Annotated in this window: 27 protein-coding genes; 11 read left to right on the plus strand and 16 right to left on the minus strand. The window is 62.8% G+C overall.

Features of this window, described 5'->3' with window-relative positions; all coding sequences use genetic code 11:
* The first annotated feature begins 155 nt into the window (after positions 1-155).
* The gene (locus HMPREF1224_RS35410) at positions 156-1,484 is read left to right on the plus strand and encodes an LPS O-antigen chain length determinant protein WzzB (RefSeq protein WP_003112588.1); all 1,329 of its coding nucleotides are present in this window, start codon (positions 156-158) and stop codon (positions 1,482-1,484) included.
* A 40-nt stretch (positions 1,485-1,524) separates the two neighbouring features.
* On the opposite strand, the gene HMPREF1224_RS35415 is transcribed toward HMPREF1224_RS35410, so the two are convergent.
* The 4 genes from HMPREF1224_RS35415 to HMPREF1224_RS35430 all read right to left on the minus strand — a co-directional run bounded on the left by HMPREF1224_RS35415 (position 1,525) and on the right by HMPREF1224_RS35430 (position 2,640).
* A complete protein-coding gene (locus tag HMPREF1224_RS35415) occupies positions 1,525-1,716 on the minus strand; it encodes a hypothetical protein (protein WP_003112587.1) in 192 nt (63 codons plus the stop codon).
* A gap of 92 nt (positions 1,717-1,808) precedes the next feature.
* A complete protein-coding gene (locus HMPREF1224_RS35420; RefSeq protein ID WP_003112586.1) occupies positions 1,809-2,135 on the minus strand; it encodes a Rho-binding antiterminator in 327 nt (108 codons plus the stop codon).
* A 5-nt stretch (positions 2,136-2,140) separates the two neighbouring features.
* Positions 2,141-2,395, minus strand: coding sequence for a DUF2024 family protein (locus tag HMPREF1224_RS35425; RefSeq protein ID WP_003086057.1), 255 nt, complete (start codon positions 2,393-2,395; stop codon positions 2,141-2,143).
* A gap of 11 nt (positions 2,396-2,406) precedes the next feature.
* Positions 2,407-2,640 (minus strand): glutaredoxin family protein, encoded by a 234-nt coding sequence (locus HMPREF1224_RS35430; protein WP_003086058.1) that lies wholly within the window; start codon positions 2,638-2,640, stop codon positions 2,407-2,409.
* Positions 2,641-2,755: 115 nt separating this feature from the next.
* Here HMPREF1224_RS35430 and HMPREF1224_RS35435 point away from each other — a divergent pair, with 115 nt between their 5' ends.
* Positions 2,756-3,316 carry a MarR family winged helix-turn-helix transcriptional regulator gene (locus HMPREF1224_RS35435; protein WP_003112585.1) on the plus strand — a complete coding sequence of 187 codons (561 nt, stop codon included), beginning with the start codon at positions 2,756-2,758 and terminating at the stop codon, positions 3,314-3,316.
* A 53-nt stretch (positions 3,317-3,369) separates the two neighbouring features.
* On the opposite strand, the gene HMPREF1224_RS35440 is transcribed toward HMPREF1224_RS35435, so the two are convergent.
* The 3 genes from HMPREF1224_RS35440 to purM are packed head-to-tail and all read right to left on the minus strand — an operon-like array spanning position 3,370 to position 5,808.
* Positions 3,370-4,086, minus strand: coding sequence for a DUF3108 domain-containing protein (locus HMPREF1224_RS35440; RefSeq protein ID WP_003086061.1), 717 nt, complete (start codon positions 4,084-4,086; stop codon positions 3,370-3,372).
* Positions 4,079-4,747, minus strand: a complete 669-nt coding sequence (purN, locus tag HMPREF1224_RS35445; protein ID WP_003112584.1) for a phosphoribosylglycinamide formyltransferase — start codon at positions 4,745-4,747, stop codon at positions 4,079-4,081. Before purN ends, HMPREF1224_RS35440 begins: the two co-directional genes overlap by 8 nt.
* Positions 4,747-5,808 (minus strand): phosphoribosylformylglycinamidine cyclo-ligase, encoded by a 1,062-nt coding sequence (gene purM / locus HMPREF1224_RS35450; RefSeq protein WP_003112583.1) that lies wholly within the window; start codon positions 5,806-5,808, stop codon positions 4,747-4,749. Before purM ends, purN begins: the two co-directional genes overlap by 1 nt.
* A gap of 213 nt (positions 5,809-6,021) precedes the next feature.
* On the opposite strand from purM, the gene HMPREF1224_RS35455 reads away from it, so the two are divergent.
* Both HMPREF1224_RS35455 and hda read left to right on the plus strand, forming a co-directional pair.
* Entirely contained in the window at positions 6,022-7,059 is a 1,038-nt protein-coding gene (locus HMPREF1224_RS35455) for a DUF2066 domain-containing protein (RefSeq protein ID WP_003112582.1), read from the plus strand.
* A gap of 201 nt (positions 7,060-7,260) precedes the next feature.
* The gene (gene hda, locus HMPREF1224_RS35460) at positions 7,261-7,965 is read left to right on the plus strand and encodes a DnaA regulatory inactivator Hda (protein WP_003102398.1); all 705 of its coding nucleotides are present in this window, start codon (positions 7,261-7,263) and stop codon (positions 7,963-7,965) included.
* 176 nt (positions 7,966-8,141) lie between these two features.
* Here hda and HMPREF1224_RS35465 read toward each other — a convergent pair whose 3' ends face one another.
* Genes HMPREF1224_RS35465 through arsC form a run of 3 tightly spaced genes read right to left on the minus strand, consistent with a single transcriptional unit; the run spans position 8,142 to position 9,509 of the window.
* Entirely contained in the window at positions 8,142-8,561 is a 420-nt protein-coding gene (locus tag HMPREF1224_RS35465; protein ID WP_003086072.1) for a DUF2069 domain-containing protein, read from the minus strand.
* Between the two features lies 1 nt (position 8,562).
* The gene (wrbA, locus tag HMPREF1224_RS35470; protein WP_003115189.1) at positions 8,563-9,159 is read right to left on the minus strand and encodes an NAD(P)H:quinone oxidoreductase; all 597 of its coding nucleotides are present in this window, start codon (positions 9,157-9,159) and stop codon (positions 8,563-8,565) included.
* Positions 9,156-9,509, minus strand: a complete 354-nt coding sequence (arsC, locus tag HMPREF1224_RS35475) for an arsenate reductase (glutaredoxin) (RefSeq protein ID WP_003112580.1) — start codon at positions 9,507-9,509, stop codon at positions 9,156-9,158. The genes wrbA and arsC overlap by 4 nt, the downstream gene beginning before the upstream one ends.
* A gap of 124 nt (positions 9,510-9,633) precedes the next feature.
* Here arsC and HMPREF1224_RS35480 point away from each other — a divergent pair, with 124 nt between their 5' ends.
* Entirely contained in the window at positions 9,634-10,869 is a 1,236-nt protein-coding gene (locus HMPREF1224_RS35480; RefSeq protein ID WP_003112579.1) for a YihY family inner membrane protein, read from the plus strand.
* 158 nt (positions 10,870-11,027) lie between these two features.
* Complete coding sequence (locus tag HMPREF1224_RS35485) at positions 11,028-11,213, plus strand: hypothetical protein (RefSeq protein WP_003112577.1); 186 nt, start codon at positions 11,028-11,030, stop codon at positions 11,211-11,213.
* 10 nt (positions 11,214-11,223) lie between these two features.
* On the opposite strand, the gene HMPREF1224_RS35490 is transcribed toward HMPREF1224_RS35485, so the two are convergent.
* Positions 11,224-11,607, minus strand: coding sequence for a hypothetical protein (locus tag HMPREF1224_RS35490; RefSeq protein WP_003109947.1), 384 nt, complete (start codon positions 11,605-11,607; stop codon positions 11,224-11,226).
* A 344-nt stretch (positions 11,608-11,951) separates the two neighbouring features.
* Between HMPREF1224_RS35490 and HMPREF1224_RS35495 the strand changes: the two genes are divergently transcribed.
* Positions 11,952-12,416, plus strand: a complete 465-nt coding sequence (locus HMPREF1224_RS35495) for a TlpA disulfide reductase family protein (RefSeq protein WP_003102387.1) — start codon at positions 11,952-11,954, stop codon at positions 12,414-12,416.
* Positions 12,416-12,691, plus strand: coding sequence for an acylphosphatase (locus tag HMPREF1224_RS35500; RefSeq protein WP_003102385.1), 276 nt, complete (start codon positions 12,416-12,418; stop codon positions 12,689-12,691). Before HMPREF1224_RS35495 ends, HMPREF1224_RS35500 begins: the two co-directional genes overlap by 1 nt.
* A 16-nt stretch (positions 12,692-12,707) precedes the next feature.
* Here the strand turns inward: HMPREF1224_RS35500 and HMPREF1224_RS35505 are convergent, their stop codons facing one another.
* On the minus strand, positions 12,708-13,664 hold the full coding sequence (locus tag HMPREF1224_RS35505; protein WP_003102379.1) for a hypothetical protein: 957 nt from the start codon (positions 13,662-13,664) through the stop codon (positions 12,708-12,710).
* Between the two features lie 8 nt (positions 13,665-13,672).
* Entirely contained in the window at positions 13,673-15,388 is a 1,716-nt protein-coding gene (locus HMPREF1224_RS35510) for a proline--tRNA ligase (protein WP_003102377.1), read from the minus strand.
* 107 nt (positions 15,389-15,495) lie between these two features.
* Here HMPREF1224_RS35510 and HMPREF1224_RS35515 point away from each other — a divergent pair, with 107 nt between their 5' ends.
* Entirely contained in the window at positions 15,496-15,903 is a 408-nt protein-coding gene (locus HMPREF1224_RS35515) for a PaaI family thioesterase (protein ID WP_003086091.1), read from the plus strand.
* 63 nt (positions 15,904-15,966) lie between these two features.
* Here the strand turns inward: HMPREF1224_RS35515 and oprD are convergent, their stop codons facing one another.
* Positions 15,967-17,298, minus strand: coding sequence for an outer membrane porin OprD (gene oprD, locus HMPREF1224_RS35520; protein ID WP_003112576.1), 1,332 nt, complete (start codon positions 17,296-17,298; stop codon positions 15,967-15,969).
* A 718-nt stretch (positions 17,299-18,016) separates the two neighbouring features.
* Between oprD and HMPREF1224_RS35525 the strand changes: the two genes are divergently transcribed.
* Together HMPREF1224_RS35525 and HMPREF1224_RS35530 are read left to right on the plus strand one after the other, a co-directional pair.
* Positions 18,017-18,445, plus strand: a complete 429-nt coding sequence (locus HMPREF1224_RS35525) for an HIT family protein (RefSeq protein ID WP_003107742.1) — start codon at positions 18,017-18,019, stop codon at positions 18,443-18,445.
* Entirely contained in the window at positions 18,446-18,655 is a 210-nt protein-coding gene (locus HMPREF1224_RS35530) for a SlyX family protein (protein ID WP_003086099.1), read from the plus strand.
* Between the two features lie 48 nt (positions 18,656-18,703).
* Here the strand turns inward: HMPREF1224_RS35530 and HMPREF1224_RS35535 are convergent, their stop codons facing one another.
* Both HMPREF1224_RS35535 and HMPREF1224_RS35540 read right to left on the minus strand, forming a co-directional pair.
* On the minus strand, positions 18,704-19,318 hold the full coding sequence (locus tag HMPREF1224_RS35535) for a cold-shock protein (protein ID WP_003106665.1): 615 nt from the start codon (positions 19,316-19,318) through the stop codon (positions 18,704-18,706).
* A gap of 214 nt (positions 19,319-19,532) precedes the next feature.
* Positions 19,533-20,003 carry a Dps family protein gene (locus tag HMPREF1224_RS35540; protein ID WP_003086103.1) on the minus strand — a complete coding sequence of 157 codons (471 nt, stop codon included), beginning with the start codon at positions 20,001-20,003 and terminating at the stop codon, positions 19,533-19,535.
* Between the last annotated feature and the right edge of the window lie 50 nt (positions 20,004-20,053).

The following is a 20,053-nucleotide window of genomic DNA, read 5'->3' on the forward strand; positions in this document are numbered from 1 at the left end:
GGATGCCGGTCAACTACCAATTCTGGAATGCGAAGCAGTTCTAAAATAACTACCGATGATTTCGTTTCGATAGCATAATGCCTTTCCTCAGAAATATCCTACGGTTGCCTTTGCGTGCATCTGTGGGCTAGCCGCCTATCGAAAAGGACGTTGGTATGCCTTCCTCACAGCTTCCGGGGGCTTCGCCCTCGGAGATCGATCTCGTTCAGCTGTTCCAGCAATTGTGGGCGTCGAAATGGCTGATAGCGCTGATCGCGGCCTTGGCGACCGCCGCTGCGCTCGCCTACGCGCTGTTGGCTGTTCCAACCTACCAGGTGGATGTCCTGTTGCGGCCAATCCAGACCAAGGCCCTGGAGGCTGTCAATGTCAACGGGCTGTATGCCCTGACTCCGCGGGAAGCGCTGGATCGCGTCGGCAACGAGCTGGCAGCCTACTCCGGCAGGCTGGAGTATTTCGAAGCCCATCCAGAGCTATTCCAGCAATTGAACGCCGAGGGCTTGTCCCCCGAGCAGGCTTTCTGGAAGTTCAACCAGGATGCCTTCAGCATGCAGCAGGCGGACTTGAAGAAGGACCCCCAGGCGGCGCCTTTCTTCCGCTTGTCCATGCAGTATCCCCAGGGCATGGATGGTGCCGCCATTCTCAACGGCATGCTCGCGTCGACCATCGAGAACGAGCGTCAGCGAATCCTGGACGACCTCCAGGCGCGTATCGACGGTCGCCTGCAATTCCTCGAGCAGGATATCGAAGGCAAGCGTGCCAGTTACCAGGCTACCAAGGAGGGCAAGATCGCCCGGTTGCTGGAAGCGGACAGCATCCGGCGGGCCGGCCTGGAGGATGAGCTCAAGGCGTTGCGCGGGCGGCTGAAGATGGTGCGCGATTCGCGTATCCAGCAGCTCAACGAGGCTATCCAGATCGCCACCCGGCTGGGGATCGTCAAGCCGACGACCCCGGGCGCACTGGGAGAGGTCGGGCAGGATGGCTCGCGCAGCGTTTTCCGCACCGAGGTGAATAACCAGCAGATACCCCTGTATTTCATGGGTGTCGATGCCTTGACCGCCGAGCGCGATACCTTGCTCAAACGCAAGGGCGATGACTTCACCGAGCCCCGCGTGGCGAAGATCCAGCAGGAGCTGAAGCAGCTGGAGAACAACCGTGAAGTGCAATACCTGCAGGCTCGAAAGGGCGAGGAGCGTTTCTTCGAAAACATCGACAAGCTGCGTGGAGAGCAGGCGCGCCTCAAGACTCTGAAGGCGAGCGAGCTGAAGATCGAACTGGTGCGGATCGACCAGAAGGCTTCGACCCCTCTGAAACCGATCAAGCCGCGCAAGGCCTTGGTGGTGGCCTTGGGCCTCCTGGGCGGGTTGGTGTTCGGCGTGCTGGTGGCTCTGGTTCGGGCGATGTTGCGTACCCCTCGGCAACGGGTACAGGAAGATAGCCTGCCGCCGGGAGTCGTCAGCCTCGACCGGAGCCTTTCAGGGACCTGAGATCAAAGGTGCGCCCCCGAAGTACGCGGGGGCGCATGGTTCAGGCCGATTCACCTATCTGCCGCAGTTCTTCTTCTTTCTCCAGCTTGATCCGATAGGCGTGGGCGTCATCCTCGTTATGGAAGACGCCAACCAGCAGTCCCTGCTGATGCACGTCCCAGCAGCGGCGGCCAAGCGCACGCAGCTCGCGGGATTTGTGGTCATCGTCACGCTCGGTCACTGTCACACTCATCTTTCTGCTCCAGGGTTGATCTGCATCAAGGCAAATCCAGCCTATTTCAATAGCAGGCTAATCAAATAGCCCTGGAATTGAGAAAAACCTTTTCAGTTTCCAAGGTGTGAAGATGGCATGCCGGATGCTCTGGAACAGGCCTCTTCCCTCAGGCGTATGCGGCCGAACAAGGCCGCTTCCGTGAGGGCGGTAATCGCCAACAGGCGATCCAGGCGCAGCAGCAGAGTCGCTCCTTCGACGGCCACCTCAAGGTATTCCTCCTTGCCGCCGCCTGGCCGAACGGCCCGGGTATGCGTCGTGCGCGCCTCGGCTTCGAAGCGAACACCGTCCTCGAGTTCGAGGAGCAACCGGTAGCGGTAGAGGCAGGCGATCTCCAGGTAGTCATGGAGATCGCAGGCGATCGGGCGGTAGCTGTCCATTGGCCTCAACAGCCTTCCAGGGGAAGGATGTAATGGCCATGGAGCCGAATGGCTTCGGCAACCTCTGCTGTCGCAATCTCGCTGTGGCAGTAGCTGCAATGCCCCTGGCTGATATCGGCCTCGTCTATGCCTCTTCCGGCGAGCCAGCGTCGAGCGAACTCGCCGGCGCGAGCCCCCAGCTCCTCCGTGACCAGGACATCGAAGTGCAGGTAGCGGCCGTCGCGGGTTCGCACATGGGTGTCGAAGATCTTCACCTCCATGGCCGTTCTCCTTATTTCAGATCGCTGAGCGCCGCACCGAAGTTAAGGTGCAGTACCTGTCCGTCGACAACCAGGGCAGGAACCGACTTGACCCCGGCCTTTTCCGCCTCGGCGATGCGTGCCGATTGTTCGGCGAGATGGACCACTTCGATGTCCACCTGCTTGCGATCGAGCAATGGCAGCAAGGAACGTTCGGCTTCGACACAGATTGCGCAGCCGGCGTGGTAGTAGATGGCTTTGGTCATGCTGATTCTCCTGTGGGAAGTTAGTATCGATACGATACGTTTTCAGCCTAAACAAGGCGCGACCTCTTTGTCAAACATGTTTTTAGTCGATACTATATTGGCAAGGAGGTATCCCATGTCCGCCATCGCCCTTTACGATTATCTGGAAAGGCTGACCAGCCTGATGCGTGCCTGGTCCCGCGAGCAGCCGCTGGTGGCTGAGCTGCAGCCGGTGCAGTTGAGCGCCTTGCATTACCTGGCGCGTTGTAATCGCTATTCGGATACTCCGCTGGGCGTGACCGAATACCTCGGCTTGACCAAGGGCACAGTGTCGCAATCGCTCAAGGTGCTGGAAGGGCGGGGGCTGATCAGCAAGCTGCCGGATGCGCGGGATCGGCGCAGCGTTCATCTGCGGCTGACCGATGCGGGGCGCGCGCTGATCGAGGCGGTGATTCCGCCGCAGTTCCTCGAGCAGGCCGTCACGGCACTGGGCGAGAAGGGCGAACACTTGCAAGGCTTGTTGCGTGATCTTCTGGTCGTCATCCAGCGTCAGGAGGATGTGCCTGGTTTCGGCCTTTGTCGGTCCTGCCGGTTCCATCAACGGCGTGCGGGTTCGCCCTTCTGCGGTCTAACCGGGGAGCCGTTGAGCGATGCCGATGCCGAACTGATCTGCCGCGAGCACCAGGCCTGCGGCTGATCCGCGGGCAATAAAAAACCGGGCAATGGCCCGGCTTTTCGTGGGAGGGGGGATCAGCTCTTTTCGCCAGTGACGGTCTTGCCGTCGATGGTGCCTTCCTTGAGCATGATCTGGTATTCCTTGCCGTCGGTTTCCATCTGGTACAGGCGGACCAGCAGGTAGTCCCAGTCCTTGGCGAACCAGAGGATGGTCTTGCGGTTGCTCTTGCCCGGATCACGCACGCGCTCGACCTTGATCGCGTTGATCAGGCCGGCCTGGGTGCGTACCTTTTCCTCGCCGAGAACCCGGAAGTCGTAGGTATCGACATCCTCGCCCTCGATGATCTGGTAGCTCATGCTCTTCTTGCCGTCGGCAACGTCATGCTGCAGGACCAGTTGATAGGTGGACTTGTCCAGTTGACCGCGATTCAGGGGTTGCCGCACCGCATCGCCGCGGTCGCTGCCGAGCACCTGCTTCTGCGACCAGTCGAAGTCCAGCTCGATCTGCTTACCTTTGCCCAGACCCTGGCGGGCGAAGCGGTAGGTCTGCGGCAGGAAGGTGTCGTTCTCGACCTTGAAGGTGCTGACTTCGTTGAGACTGGCCAGCAGCATGGAGGCCTCGAAGTCCAGTTGCCAGCGGCCGTCGCCGAGAGCCTTCAGGCTGCGGGAGGCATTGCCGCTGATGGGCATCTGTTTCCAGTCGGCGGTATAGCTGGCGGTGAACGGCTTCAGCTCGAAGGCATAGGCCGGCAGGGTCAGCAGCGTCAGCAGGAACAGCATGGCTTTACGCATTGCGAATCTCCTTGGTGCGAATCTGATGGCCGGTGGCAGGCAGGGCCTGGCCATCCAGCAGGGCGCCCTGTTCGCCCAGGCGCAAGCGGCCCTCGGCGAACCAGCGCATGGCCAGCGGGTAGATCCGGTGTTCTTCCTCGTGAACCCGTCTGGCCAGGCGTTCCGGCGTATCTTGCGACTCTACCGGGATTACTGCCTGTACGACCAGTGGCCCCCCATCGAGTTCCTCCGTCACGAAGTGCACGCTGCAACCGTGCTCGCGGTCGCCGGCTTCGAGGGCGCGTTGATGGGTATGCAGCCCTTTGTGGCGCGGCAGCAACGAGGGATGGATATTCAGCAGACGCCCCTGGTAATGGCGAACGAAATCGGCGCTGAGGATGCGCATGAACCCGGCAAGGATCACCAGGTGCGGTTCATGGGCATCGATCCGTTGTGCCAGGGCCTCGTCGAAGCTTTCGCGATCGGCATAGGCCTTGTGATCGAGCACCTCGGTCTGGATGCCGGCCTGGCGTGCGCGTTCCAGGCCATAGGCGTCCGCGCGGTTGGAGATCACCGCGCGGATCCGGGCCGGCGTGGCGCCGTCCCGGAGGCTGTCGATCAGCGCCTGCAGGTTGCTGCCGGAGCCGGAAATCAGCACCACGACATTGCAGAGTTTCGGCATCAGTGGTTTTTCAGATTGTTCAGGACCACGCGCTCGGCGTCCGCGCCGCAGGTTTCGATGCGACCGATCTGCCAGGGTTGCTCGCCGGCGGCACGCAGGACTTCCAGGGCTTTCTCGGCGTCGCTCTGGGCCACGCAGATGACCATGCCGACGCCGCAGTTGAGTACGCGATGCATCTCGGTCTCGTCGACGTTGCCCTGTTCCTGCAGCCAGTCGAATACCGCCGGACGGTTCCAGCTGGCGACATCGATCACGGCCTGGGCGTTGTCCGGCAGGACGCGCGGGATGTTGTCCAGCAGGCCGCCGCCGGTAATGTGAGCCATGGCCTTGACCGCGCCGGTCTGCTTGATCAGTTGCAGCAGCGGCTTGACGTAGATGCGGGTCGGCGCCATCAGCAGGTCGGCCAGCGGCTTGCCGTCGAGTTGGACCTGCGCGATGTCGGCGCCGGAAACCTCGATGATCTTGCGGATCAGGGAGTAGCCGTTGGAGTGCGGGCCGGAGGAGGGCAGGGCGATAAGCGCGTCGCCGGCCTGGACCCTGGAGCCGTCGATGATCTCGGCCTTTTCCACGACGCCGACGCAGAAGCCGGCCAGGTCATAGTCTTCGCCTTCGTACATGCCGGGCATTTCGGCGGTCTCGCCGCCGACCAGGGAACAGCCCGCCAGTTCGCAACCGGCACCGATGCCGGTGACTACGGTGGCGGCGACGTCGACGTTGAGCTTGCCGGTGGCGTAGTAGTCGAGAAAGAACAGCGGCTCGGCGCCGCAGACCACCAGGTCGTTGACGCACATCGCCACCAGGTCCTGGCCGATGCTGTCGTGCTTGTTCAGGTTGAGCGCCAGGCGCAGCTTGGTGCCCACCCCGTCGGTGCCGGATACCAGCACCGGCTGCTTGTAGCCGGCCGGGATTTCGCAGAGGGCGCCGAAGCCGCCGAGGCCGCCCATCACTTCCGGGCGTGCGGTGCGCTTGGCCACGCCTTTGATGCGTTCCACCAGGGCTTCGCCGGCGTCGATGTCCACACCAGCGTCCTTGTAGCTCAACGAGGGTTGCTTGCTGCTCATAAATCCAGGCCTATAGGGGTAATTCGGAGATCGGCCGGCCGCCCAGGCGTGCAACGCTGTTTGCCGGTTTTGAAGGCGCGCGATTTTATCAGGCTTGCCACGCAGCGGCCATCTCGGTTGCCGCTGGACGGACTGCTGTTTAAGGTATAGGTCCACTTGCGCGGCCTTCACAGCTCGTCGCCGCCGTTCCCATCCGTTCGTCGAGAGCCCTCCATGCGCATAGCCCGACTCTTCGTTCTCTGTTTTTCCCTGCTAGGCTTGCCCGTCTTCGCGGCAACGGTCCCCAATCTCTACCAGGTCCACGAGCCGGTTTCGTCGCAGCAGCCCGGGGAGCGCGATGCCGGACTGGTGCGAGCCCTGCAGACCCTGCTGGTGCGCCTGACCGGCAATCCGCAGGCGCCGCAGAACCCGGCATTGGCGGGGTACCTGAAGGATCCGCAGCAACTGATCAGCCAGTACGCCTTCGAAAATGGTCCGCCGCTGGCGCTGGTGGTCGATTTCGATCCGACCGCCACCGGTAATGCGCTGCGGGCCGCCGGCCTGCCGAGCTGGGGCGCCAACCGGCCGGCGGTGCTGGCCTGGTGGCTGAACGAAAGCGCCGATGGCAGCTCCCTGGTCGGTGACAACCAGGCCTCGGCCGAACCGCTCAAGCGTGCGGCGCAGAACCGCGGCTTGCCGTTGCGCCTGCCTCTGGCGGATCTCGACGAACAGATCGTCGGTACCCCGGAAAACCTCACCGCCGCCCAACCCGATGCCCTGCGCGCAGCCTCCGAGCGTTATGCCGCCGATGCCTTGCTGGCAGTGGACGCCAAGGAGGCGGACGGCAAATGGCAGGCGCAATGGCGGCTGTGGATGGGCGATTCGCGAGAGCAAGGCCAGGCTGAAGGCGCTACGCCCGACGCGTTGGCAGACAGCGTGATGCTGGCCGTCGGCAACCGCCTGTCCACTCGTTTCGTTGCCACGCCGGAAGCGGCGACCGGCCTGACCCTCCAGGTCCAGGGCGCGACACTGGCACGCTATGCCGAGTTGCAACGCCTGCTCGATCCGTTCGGCGCGCGTCTGGTAGGCGTGCGGGGCGATCGCCTCGACTATTCCGTGAAGGCCAGTCCCGAGCAATTGCGTGCCCAACTGGGCCTGGCGCAGTTGCAGGAAATCCCGGCCGACAGCGTACCGCTGGATGCCTCCGGCCAGCCCGCAGCGCCCAGCGCGGCGGTGCCGTCGTCGACCCAACTGAATTTCCGCTGGCAGTGAGTCGGCGCGCCGATCCGCTTCTATGCAACGGAGCGGGCCGGCGCGCGACCGGCCGATGCTCTGGGCAAGGAGCCTCGGCTATCGGCAAACCTTTGATTTTGCTTGCCTAGTTGCTCATTGTGCGGCCTTGCCGAGGCGTATAAACTTTGCAGCCTTTACGGTGACTCCTGCGGCGTTTTCGGATTGTCCGCCCAGCCTGGCATGAAACCTATTCAGCTTCCCCTCAGTGTGCGTCTGCGCGACGACGCCACCTTCGCCAACTACTATCCCGGTGCCAATGCCGCGGCACTGGGATATGTCGAGCGTTTGTGCGAAGCCGAGGCTGGCTGGGCGGAAAGCCTCATCTACCTCTGGGGACACGACGGCGTCGGCCGCAGCCACCTGTTGCAGGCGGCCTGCTTGCGTTTCGAGCAGTTCGAAGAGCGAACCATCTACCTGCCGATGGCCGATCTGGTGCAGTACGGCCCGGAAATCTTCGACGATCTCGAGCAGTGCGAGCTGGTCTGCATCGACGACCTGGATGTGCTGGTTGGCAAGCGAGAATGGGAAGAGGGGCTGTTCCACCTGTTCAATCGACTGCGTGATACCGGTCGGCGCCTGCTGCTGGCGGCATCGAAGTCGCCCCGGGAGCTGCAGGTCAAGCTGCCGGACCTGAAGTCCCGCCTCACCATGGCGCTGATCTTCCAGTTGCACGGTCTTTCCGACGAGGACAAGCTTCGTGCCCTGCAACTGCGGGCATCCCGTCGTGGCCTGCATCTGACCGATGAAGTCGGTCGTTTCATCCTCAACCGCGGTTCGCGCAGCATGAACTCTCTGTTCGATCTGCTGGAGCAACTGGATCGCGCTTCGCTCCAGGCTCAGCGCAAGCTGACCATTCCTTTCCTCAAGGAAACCCTCGGCTGGTAAGCGTCGACAGTCCGTCGGCGAACTCCCGCATGGCCGTGCCGCAGTCCTTGGGTTTCGCTTGCGGCAGGAAGTGACCGCCTTCTATCCGTCTCTCCATCCATGCGCCGGCAATACTGGAGCGCTGTCCGCAGGCTTCCCGGCGGTCGGCAGGGCAGGAGGGGGCTCCTGCCTTACCATCAGCGTTCCCCGGCGACCCTTCGGTCGTACTGGAATCGCCAGCGCGTATAGAGCAGCGCGGCGCAGAACAAGGTCACGCTGAGTAGCACTTCGGCCCAGCCGAACAGGCGCTGCGTGGGATCGAAGGCGGCGAGTACGCCGAGGATGAAATACAGGTTGACCACGTAGCAGGCCCAGGCATGCCCGCGCGCGCTGCCCATGAGCAGTCCGGGGGCCACCACCAGCAGCGGCAGCAGCTTGAAGGCGAGGACCAGCCAGGGCACCCAGCTCGCCGCACCATGGGCGTCCGCGTAGATCAGGTCGCGAATGAGGATGAGCAGGACCAGGCCGACGAAGCTTCCCAGGCTGATGGCGCGGCTGAGCGCCAGGCGCGGCTGCAGCCACGCTACTTCGGGCAGCGGTTTGTTCTTGCGGGCCATTTCAACTCCCCAGCTTGCCGGCGGTTTCCGCCAGGCGTTTGCCCAGCGCGCGACACAGGGTCAGTTCGTGCTCATCGAGGCTGCGCTTGCCATCGGCGCCGGCGAAGTGGCTGGCGCCGTAAGGCGTGCCGCCGCCGCGGGTTTCCAGCAGGGCGGGTTCGCTGTAGGGAATGCCCAGGACCAGCATGCCGTGGTGCAGCAATGGCAACAGCATCGATAACTGAGTGGTCTCCTGGCCGCCGTGCAGGCTGGCGGTGGAGGTGAAGACCGCTGCCGGCTTGCCGACCAGGCTGCCGGTCAGCCACAGGCTGCTGGTACCGTCGAGGAAGTATTTCAGCGGGGAAGCCATGTTGCCGAAGCGGGTCGGGCTGCCGAGGGCCAGGCCCGCGCAGTTCTTCAGGTCCTCCAGGGTTGCGTACAGCGCCCCCTCCGCGGGGATGTCGGGGGCGACCGCTTCGCATTCGGTGGATACCGCGGGAACCGTGCGTACACGCGCCTCGAAGCCGCCCTGTTCGACGCCACGGGCGATCTGCCGGGCCATTTCCGCGGTAGCGCCATGGCGACTGTAGTACAGCACCAGGATGTAGGGACTGCTCAAGCGAGGATCTCCAGGACTCTTTCCGGAGGCCGGCCAACCACCGCCTTGTCACCCGCGACCAGCACCGGGCGCTCGATCAGCTTCGGATGCCTGGCCATTGCCTCGATGATGGCCTCTTCGCCAAGACTGGGCTCATCCAGGCCGAGGGCCTTGTATTCGTCCTCCCCGGTCCGCAGCAACTGGCGGGCGGGAATGCCGAGCTTGGCCAGGATCGCTTTCAGCTCGGCGGCGCTCGGCGGGGTTTCCAGATAGCGCACCACCTGCGGTTGCAGGCCGCGGGCTTCGAGCAGTTCGAGCGCTGCGCGGGATTTCGAGCAGCGCGGATTGTGCAACAGGATCAGTTCGCTCATGTCAGGGGTCGCATGGCCGGTGAAGTGACGGCTATTCTAACCGCCTCGTCGACCAGGACTGAACCCGTCGGCGCGAAGTACCGCCCCGAGAGGCGAAGAACCGGCGCGACTTCAAGGAGAGGGCATGCGCGAACATTTCAACGATGGGGTCGAGTTCGCTCGCTTCCTCGCTCATCGCTTCGTCACCGACAAGGCTCCCAACAGCGCGGCGGCGCTGACCTACACCACGTTGTTCGCGGTAGTGCCGATGATGACGGTGATGTTTTCCATGCTTTCGCTGATTCCGGCATTCCATGGCATGGGCGAGTCGATCCAGACTTTCATCTTTCGCAATTTCGTGCCTTCCGCTGGAGAAGCGGTGGAAACCTACCTGAAGAGTTTCACCACCCAGGCCCGGCACCTGACCTGGGTCGGGGTGGTCTTTCTGGCAGTCACCGCCTTCACCATGCTGGTGACCATCGAGAAAGCCTTCAACGAGATCTGGCGGGTTCGCCAGCCACGCCGCGGTGTCGGGCGGTTCCTCCTCTACTGGGCGATCCTCAGCCTGGGCCCATTGTTGCTGGGGGCCGGCTTCGCCGTGACCACCTACATCACTTCGCTGTCGCTGCTCCATGGCCCGGACGCGTTGCCGGGCGCGGAGACGCTGCTGGGGCTGATGCCGCTGGCGTTCAGCGTGGCGGCCTTCACCCTGCTCTATTCGGCGGTCCCGAACGCCCGGGTCCCGGTGCGCCATGCCCTGATGGGCGGCGTGTTCACCGCGGTACTGTTCGAAGCCGCGAAAACCCTGTTCGGGCTGTACGTAAGCCTGTTTCCCGGCTACCAGTTGATCTACGGTGCCTTCGCCACCGTGCCTATCTTCCTGCTGTGGATCTATCTTTCCTGGATGATCGTTCTGTTCGGCGCGGTGCTGGTCTGCAATCTCTCTTCTTCCCGTCTCTGGCGGCGGCGCTCGCTGCCCAAGCTGATCGTCCTGCTCGGCGTGCTGAGGGTGTTCCTCCAGCGCCAGCAGCTTGGACAGTCGCTGCGCCTGACCCACTTGCATCGTGCGGGTTGGCTGTTGCCCGAGGATGAGTGGGAGGAACTGCTGGACTTTCTCGAGAAGGAGCAGTTCGTCTGTCGCGCCGGCGGAGGCGAGTGGGTGCTGTGCCGGGATCTTGGCGCCTACAGTCTGCATCGCTTGCTGAATCGCTGCCCCTGGCCCATGCCTAGCCGAGAGCGCATGCCTGCGAGTCTGGACGAGGCGTGGTATCCGCCGTTCCAGCAGGCCATGGAGCGCTTGCAGGTGGAGCAGGAGGCGCTGTTCGGAGAAAGCCTGGCCCACTGGCTGGCGGACGGAACCTCGGGAGCGAAGGTGACGTAAAGTGTCAGTTTGCGGCGAACGATGTGCATGAGGCGCTGCATGCTGCCGGAGGAACCCCAGCAAGCGCAGGGAAAGCGCTGTTGGCACGCTTCTGGCAAACCCTCGTGTGACAGTCGTTTCACTCCGTAGTTCCGCCGAGGTTCCCGTTCATGCTCCCAATGTCGAACAAGGTCGTCCATTTGCATCACAAGGATGAGCAGGCAGCGCTTGAGCGTTTGAACCGGATTACCGGGCTGCAGTTCAGCAGTTGGCCGGAGTCGCTGGTGCCGGCGCGCAGCGTCAGCGAACCGTCGCCTGAGAAAGCGCGGGACGAACCCCTGCTCGATCAGGTGCGCCAGGGCTGAGCGATCCGGCTCAAGCTTCGGACACCTGCTGGGACCTGTTTTCCTGCTCCACCGCTTGTACGAAGAACTCCTCCACGACCAGTCGGGAAAAGGCCGTCGCCGACTTCAGGCGTACCTGCATGTTTTCCACTTTCTGCCGTACGGGCAGGCGGGCAATGCCGGAAAGCAGGATGCGTTGCTGGCGGTCGATTCGTCCGTGATCCACCGCCACTTCGCGCTGGCGCCCGCCATCCAGATAGCTGACCACCAGTGACACCAGCAGGTCGCAGGCATCCGGAAGATGTAGCCAGGCGGCAATGTTGTAGTCCGCGACCAGGCCCTCGTGGGCTGTCAGGGTCGGGCGTGCGGCATCCACCAGGTGTGCGGGGACGCTTCCGATCAGATGGTCTTTCATAAGCAGCAGTGTGTCCGTTTAAAAGGGCTTCGGACTCGTCGCTCTCGACTTCTCCCCAAGTCGATCCTGCCGATGCCTGGGCATACGGCCGGTTGAGTCGTCGTGTCGTGTGTGGCACGCGGATTATAGGGGTGGTCCTTTGCGTCAAACTGTGCGGTTCGACGGCGATCGTCGTGACTCTTCTCGCACTTTGTGCCTTGTAGGAAGTATCGGGGCTTCTTCTTCCCATATTCGTCTCCACTCGGTTTTGCAGAGGTGGATGGCTTCCAGTAAGGTCTCGCCATAGTGCCGCGCCGGGTTGCCCTGGTCCGGCCGAAGTTTTCCTGACTCGAGAGGTTCCTGACATGGGGAGTTGGCTACGCCCGCTGGGCGCTGCTGCGGTGTTGTTTCTCGCGGGCTGTTCGGCGGATTACGGAGTCGACCAGGACGGGCGTCCTGTCGCTGCGGAGCAGTTGGACGGGCATTGGCTGGTGGTCAATTACTGGGCTGACTGGTGCGCGCCCTGCCGGACCGAGATTCCGGAGATGAATCGCCTTGCGCAGGTGCTGGAAGGGCAGGGCGGGCGCGTCATTGGCGTGAATTTCGATGGCCTGCGCGATGCCGAGTTGAAGAAGTCGGCCGATGGCATGGGGATTCGCTTCACCGTGCTGGCCGATGATCCGGCGCCTCGCTTCAAGCTCCCTCGCAGCGAAGCGTTGCCCGTCACCTATATCGTCGATGCTCGGGGGGAAATGCGTCAGCGTCTGCTGGGCGAGCAGACGGCCGATGGCATATTGAAACAGCTCGAGGCTTTGCGGGAGGGACGCTGATGGCGAGGATCTGCTTGCATGCCTATGTCGGCGGCCGGGTACAGGGCGTCGGTTTCCGTCAGGCGACCCGGGAAGAGGCTGATCGCCTCGAACTCGACGGTTGGGTGCGAAACCTGGATGACGGGCGTGTCGAAGTCGTCTGGGAGGGTGAGGAGGACCGGGCGAAAGCCCTGGAGCGATGGCTGGGGCGGGGCCCGCGGCACGCGGAGGTCTCTGCGGTCGAGGTCGAGCAAATGCCGCTGCAGGGGATCGCTGGCTTCGTCGTCCGTCGCTGACGAGGCGAGTTCGCCGTCAGGGCGTCTCGCCAGGGTCCGCGGCCAGGCGACCGGCATCCCGGAGCAGGGCATGCATGAACTGCTGCTGCAGTTCGGGGTCGTTGCGCGTGAGCTCGATCAGGCTCTGTTCCAGTTCGCTGGCTTCTTCTTCCAGGCCCAGCTCCGCGAGGCGTTTCACCCGATGGACCCAGTGGTGGACGTCATCGCCTTCCAGGTCGTCATAGATCAGGGCGTGAGCTTCCAGGAGCTTGCCGCGCAGGCTGCGGCTGACGCGGAGGCTGGCATCGGCGCGGGTACCATCCTGTGGGTCGCTCACCGAAAGGTGTATCTGCGAGATGCGGCTGATGTCCTGTTCGGCGAAGGGGCTGTCGAGCAGGTTGAGGCGCAGCACGCCATGACGGTCGGTAAGCAGTTCGTTGAGTTCCTTGCCGGAACTGACCAGGACCGGACGCTCCGCCCAGGGCAGGCTGGAGTATTCCAGGCGCTTGTCGCGCTGTTTCTCGTCGATGCTCGCGAGATTCTGTTCGGCGCGACCGTTGGATTCCACGTTCATGAACGGATTCACCCCGGCCAGTCCGTAGTTGATCCAGCCGTGGGTGATGTTGTCCGGTACGCTGCCGAAGGTCACCACGTTGACGATGTTCGCTCCGACGCCGGCCACCAGCGCCACCGCGCCCAACGGGATCTCGTAGATCTCCCGCCAGGCCTGGTACGGCGTATAGCGGTCGTAACGGCGCGTCACCTCGAACTCGGTGACCTCGAAGGACTTCTGGTCGTTGATCCGGACCCGGCGCTGCGGCAGTTCGAGCACATCGGGCTGGCCGACATCGACTTGCAGGGTGTGTTCGAGCAGCTTCCGCTCGACGCGCTCCTCATGCTCGCTACGCTGCGGCAACTGGTTGGCGCAGCCGCTCAGCAGAAGGCCGCCGCACAGGGCGGCGGCGAATAGGCGCAGGGGTCTTCCGGTGGGCATCGTTACGCTCAGCGGCTGAGTTTTTCGGTGATGAACGACATCAGTTCGCCGATCGGCAGGTTCTGCGACTCGCTGTCGCGGCGGCCCTTGTATTCCAGGACGCCTTCGCTGAGGCCGCGGTCGCTGATCACGATGCGGTGGGGAATGCCGATCAGCTCCATGTCGGCGAACTTCACCCCGGGGCTGGTCTTCTTGTCGCGATCGTCCAGCAGCACTTCGAAACCGGCTGCGGTCAGCTCGGCATAGAGCTTGTCGGTCGCCTGCTTGACGCTCTCGGTTTCGTACTTCAGCGGTACCAGGGCGATCTGGAACGGCGCCAATGCGCTTGGCCAGAGAATGCCGCGCTCGTCATGGTTCTGCTCGATGGCGGCGGCGACCACGCGGGATACGCCGATGCCGTAGCAGCCCATGATCAGGTTGACCGGCTTGCCCTGTTCGCTCAGGACGCTCAGCTTCATCGCTTCGCTGTACTTGGTGCCAAGCTGGAAGATATGACCGACCTCGATGCCGCGCTTGATCACCAGGGTGCCCTTGCCGTCCGGGCTGGGGTCGCCTTCGACGACATTGCGCAGGTCGGCGACCTCGGGCAGCGGCAGGTCGCGCTCCCAGTTCACGCCGAAGTAGTGCTTGTCCTCGATGTTGGCGCCAGCGGCGAAATCGCTCATCAGGGCGACGGAGCGGTCGACGATGCAGGCGATCGGCAGGTTGACCGGGCCCAGCGAGCCGGGGCCGGCACCGATGGCGGCACGGATCTCGGCCTCCGAAGCGAATACCAGCGGGCTGGCGACCAGCGGCTGGTTGGCGGCCTTGATTTCGTTGAGCTCGTGATCACCGCGGACGATCAGGGCGACCAGGGTGCCTTCTTCGGCGCCATGCACCACCAGGGTCTTGATGGTTTTCTCGATCGGTAGCTGGAAGCCGTCCACCAGGGCCGCGATGGTCTTGGTGTTGGGCGTGTCGACCAGGCGCATGTCCTCGGTGGCGCTGCCGCGGGCGCTCTCGCGCGGCACGGCTTCGGCCTTCTCGATGTTCGCGGCGTAGTCGGAGCTGTCGCTGAAGACGATATCGTCCTCGCCGGAGTTGGCCAGCACGTGGAACTCATGGGAGCCGCTGCCGCCGATGGAGCCGTTGTCGGCTTGCACGGGACGGAAATCCAGGCCGAGGCGGGAGAAGATCTTGCTGTACGCCTGGTACATCCCGTCGTAGGTCTGCTGCAGCGAGTCCTGGCTCAGGTGGAAGGAATAGGCGTCCTTCATGATGAATTCGCGTCCGCGCATCAGGCCGAAGCGCGGGCGGATCTCATCGCGGAACTTGGTCTGGATCTGATAGAAGTTGATCGGCAGTTGCTTGTAGCTGTTCAGCTCGTTGCGCGCGAGGTCGGTGATCACTTCTTCGTGGGTCGGGCCTACGCAGAATTCGCGCTCGTGGCGGTCCTTCAGGCGCAGCAGCTCAGGGCCGTATTGCTCCCAGCGCCCCGACTCCTGCCACAGCTCGGCCGGCTGCACCGCCGGCATCAGCACTTCCAGGGCGCCGGCAGCGTTCATTTCCTCGCGGACGATGGTCTCGACCTTGCGCAGTACCCGCAGGCCCATTGGCAGCCAGGTGTAGAGACCCGAGGCCAGGCGACGGATCATGCCGGCGCGAAGCAGCAGTTGATGGCTGATTACCACCGCGTCGGCGGGGGTTTCTTTGAGCGTGGAAAGCAGATACTGACTGGTACGCATCTTTGGCCGTTATGTCGGTTGTATCGGGAGGAATGGCTGGGCATTGTACGGTGCCGGTCTGGCTGCGTACAGGGCGCCGGCCATCGATGATGAGGAGTCAGCAGGCAATGAACGCGGCGCAGGTACAGGCGTTGATCCGCATGGGGCTACCCATGGCCGAGGACATCGATTTTCGTGTCGAGCGTCTCGACGAACGACATGCGCTGGCGCGCATACCTTTTCACGGCAAGCTGGTGCGTCCCGGTGGAACGCTGTCCGGCCCGACCATCATGGCGCTGGCCGACGCGGCGATGTACGCGGTCATTCTCGGGCGTCTCGGGGCGGTCGAGATGGCCGTGACCTCGAACCTGAACATCAACTTCCTCAGCAAGCCCAGGCCCGAGGACCTGTTGGCCGAGGCGAGCATCCTCAAGCTGGGGCGGCGCCAGGTCGTCTGCGAGGTCGGGGTGTTTTCGCAGAGTAATGAGGAAGACCTGGTGGCCCATGTCACCGGTACCTACGCCCTTCCTTTATAGGCGCGTTGCCGCCAAGAAGAAAAAACCCGGCGATGCCGGGTTTTTTCGTTGCCTGTCGGTCGATTACAGGATCGACAGCGGATAGTCGACGATCAGGCGGAACTCGTTCTGGTCGCCTTCGCCCTGGTCGGCGTTGGCACGGTGCCAGGCCTGGCGGATGCGGAACGACAGGTCCTTGGCCGGACCGGACTGGACCACGTACTTGGCTTCGAGGTTGGTTTCGTGGTGCTTGCCATCCTCGCCGTAGCCGTAGTTCTTATAGCCGACGTTGTTGTCAGACATCTTGGTGCCATCGATGTCCTTGCCATTGATATAGCGGACCATGAAAGTCAGGCCGGGAACGCCATAGGAGGCTAGGTTCAGGTCGTAGCGAGCCTGCCAGGATTTCTCGCCAGGGCCGTTGAAGTCGGAGTACTGGACAGAGTTGGCGAGGAAAATCGAGTCGCCACCTGCGCCAGAGCCGTTGCGGCCGAAGCCGATATAATCAAACGGCTGATCGCCATGGACCTTCTGGTAGGCCAAGGTGAAAGTGTGCGCATCCAGAGTGTAGGCTGCCGCCAGGGACCAAGTGGTGTTGCTGATGTCGCCGGCCTTGGCCTTGCCTTCATCGTTTGTGCGGTAGATGTTGAAATCGAAGCCCAGCGATTGGTCGGATGCCAGTGGGATGGTGTAGTTGCTGTTCAGGTAATACTGGCGATAGATGTCTTCGAGTTCGGCGCCGTACAGGGAGGCGCTGAGGTTATCGGTGATTGCGTAGCGGCCCCCAATGAAATCGGCGCTCTTGGCGGTCTCGCCTGCGTAGGTGGCATAGAGTTCGCCACGCGATTTGACGGTGGTCGGCTCCTTGCCCTCGGTGAAGTGGCCTGCCTCGAGGTCGAGCCCTTCGAATTCGCTGCTCTGCAGCTGGAAGCCGGTCGCGGTCTGCGGGAACAGGCGGCTGCCGCCAGCGGCGAAGACCGGGGCGGTCGGTTGCATCTCGCCCCACTTCAGCATGGTCTTGGAGATGCGCACCTTCACGGCGCCGCCGGCGCGGCTGTAGTCATCGCGCGGCTTGCCGTCGTTCATCACCGGCAGGTTGCCGGTGCCGGTCTTGTCGGAGGTGCCGTCGAGCTTCAGGCCCAGGTAGCCGAAGGCATCGACGCCGAAGCCCACAGTGCCTTGGGTGAAGCCGGATTCATAGGTGGTGAGGAAGCCTTGGGTCCAGTCGACGCGGTCCCCGCTGCCGCTCTTGCCGTCACGGTTGAAATAGTAGTTGCGGAGCAGCAGGTCGAGGCTGCTGTCTTCGATGAACCCCTTCGCTTCGGCCTGATCGCTGACGAATGCGTCGGCCACGGCGAACTGAGTGCTACCTGCGGAAACCGCCAGTGCAATGGCGCTCCACTTCATCACTTTCATTGTGATTGCTCCTTTGGTTTTGAAATTATCTCTGCCATCACAGTGCCGCAGTGACGGCTAGTTCTTCTTGTCGGCGCTAACTTATAGCACGCAGTGTTTCTTGGCGATAGTTGAGGTTCCGAAGCGACGGATTCTTTACCGTGCTGTCGCAAAATTGCATGACGCATGTCGCATCTGCGTAGGTGCGCAGTTGAAAAAATGACGTATGTCGCGGGGTTGGTCACTCTTGTTGAGGTCGCTTCTCAAGTCGCTTTTCCCGATTGGCGGGGCCTTGTAATAAAAATGTCATGTTCCGTACGGCCCCTCTTACTGTGATGAAAGAGGTATAAGCAAACTCCGTGCACAAATTGGAAAATGGCTTCGCCTATGTATTCCAGTTGGTCTCTTCGAGAGCGAGGCTATTCTGTTTGAAAGCAAACGAATTATGCTTTGAAACCTGATTGTAATCCGTCTGCTTCAAGGGTTGGTTGCCATCGAGTTGTCTGTGGCGAATGCGTTTGTATCCACGGCATGTCTTATGTTCGGCGTCGCGCTGTATTCATTTGGCCGGCATCTTATGGGGCGTTCGGCTGGAGAGGCGCGCCAAGCTGGGGCGGGCGGATGTGTGGGCTTGCTTTGGCCGGGCGGCGAAGTATCCTGCGCGGCAGTTACGGCGGGGCCCTTCCCGGAGGGAGGGGCTAAGCTGTCCATGAACGACGGTCGAACAGGAGAGGTCAGTATGTTCGCTTTGGATCCCCGGCTGGAGCAGGACACCCTGTTGCTCGGCGACTTTCCCCTCAGCCGCCTGCTGCTGATGAACGATGCCCGCTATCCGTGGTTCATCCTGGTGCCGAGGCGGGAGGATGTCACCGAGCTGTTCCAGCTCGATGTCGATGACCGGCAGGCGCTGTGGCGCGAGGCCACGCTGCTGGCAGAGGTTCTCAAGGACACCTTCCGTGCGGACAAGATGAATGTCGCTAACCTGGGCAATGTGGTCAGCCAGCTTCACATGCACGTGATCGTCCGGCGACGTGGTGACGACGCCTGGCCCGGCCCTGTCTGGGGGCGCCATCCGGCTCGGCCTTATTCTTCCGAGCAGGTCGAGGCGATCCGCGGCAAGTTGCGGATGGTGCTGACCGACGGCTTCCGTTTTGCCGGGGAGGCCTAGATGGAGCTGGACGCGCGCATGGATGACCTGGAATGCCGCCAGGCTTTCCAGGATGACACTTTGCAGGCTCTCAACGATGTGGTGGTCGAGCAGCAGCGCAGCATCGAGCGACTGCAGCTTCAGGTCGCGGCATTGATCAAGCGTCTGGAAGACGTCCAGGGGCTGGTGGGCGAGGCGGGGGAAGACGAAGCGCCTCCTCCCCATTATTGAATGCACAAAAAACCCGCCGTTCGGCGGGTTTTCTGTTTTTCGCGGCGGTCAGCGGCGGGAGGCGATCACGTCTTCCGCCTGCAGGCCCTTGTCCCGTTGTACCACCGAGAACTCCACGCGCTGGCCTTCGATGAGGATGCGGTGGCCTTCGCCGCGAATCGCTCGGAAGTGGACGAAGATGTCCTCGCCCGAATCGCGGGAAATGAAGCCGAAACCTTTTGAGGTGTTGAACCACTTCACGGTACCGGTCTCCCGGTTGCCGCTGTCCTGGCTGCCGCCGAGGGCTGCCGGGGCGCTGGCGCTGCGCGAGACCGGCTTGCCGGGTTTCAGGCTGCCCGCCAGTTGCAGGGCCGTGGCCAGCACCAGGCTTAGCAGGGGCAGGACGATCGCCGGCTGGTCGGCGATGGTCGGCAGCGGCGCCAGCAGGATCAGTGCCTGCAGGACGACGCCCAGGACCAGCAGGGCGGCTGCGCCGGCCTGCAGCGGGCGGGTTGGATGTGACGATTGCAGTACGGGAGCGAAGAGCAGGTTGATCAGGCCCAGAATGGCCAGGTAGATGGCATCGGGATGTTGCAGGAAGGGTGTGGCTTCGGTTCTTAGGCTGGGAATGAAGGACAGCAATAGGGCGGCGACGCCCGTGACCAGAAGGACGATTTTCAACATGTCAATGAGTTCACCTTGATGGGGTAACGATCAAGTAGCCGGACAGCGCTTCGGTGCATGAAACGAAAGGTGCGGAAGGAAGGCCGGCCTATGCGCGTGACGCACGGCGGCTATTTAACAGGAAAGCAGGAGGCTACTCAAATCAAGCGGTTGGCGCCGGAGGGGGAGGGCGGGACCCTGAGGCGGGCCCCGCTTTCTATCGAGCGATCGACGATCAGCTGGCAAGAAGGCTGCGCAACATCCAGGCGGTCTTTTCATGCACCTGCATACGTTGGGTGAGCAGGTCGGCGGTGGGTTCGTCGCTGACCTTGTCCAGCAGCGGGAAGATGCTGCGGGCGGTGCGCACCACGGCTTCCTGGCCCTGGACCAGTTGCCGGATCATCTCCTCGGCTTCCGGAACGCCTTCCTCCTCCTTGATGGACGACAGGCGGGCGTAGGCGGCGTAGGTGCCGGGCGCCGGGAAGCCCAGGGCCCGGATGCGCTCGGCGATGTCGTCCACGGCAACGGCCAGTTCGGTGTACTGGCCTTCGAACATCAGGTGCAACGTGTTGAACATCGGGCCGGTGACGTTCCAGTGGAAGTTGTGGGTTTTCAGGTAGAGGGTGTAGGTGTCGGCCAGTAGCCGCGACAGGCCCTCGGCAATGGCTGCGCGATCCTGTTCGCCGATTCCGATATTGATTTCCATGGCGTTCTCCTTTCAGTCGGCCTTGTGAATGGGGCACTCCGAAACAGTTG

The sequence above is a fragment of the Pseudomonas sp. P179 genome, assembly GCF_000478485.2.
Classification (GTDB): Bacteria; Pseudomonadota; Gammaproteobacteria; order Pseudomonadales; family Pseudomonadaceae; genus Pseudomonas; species Pseudomonas aeruginosa.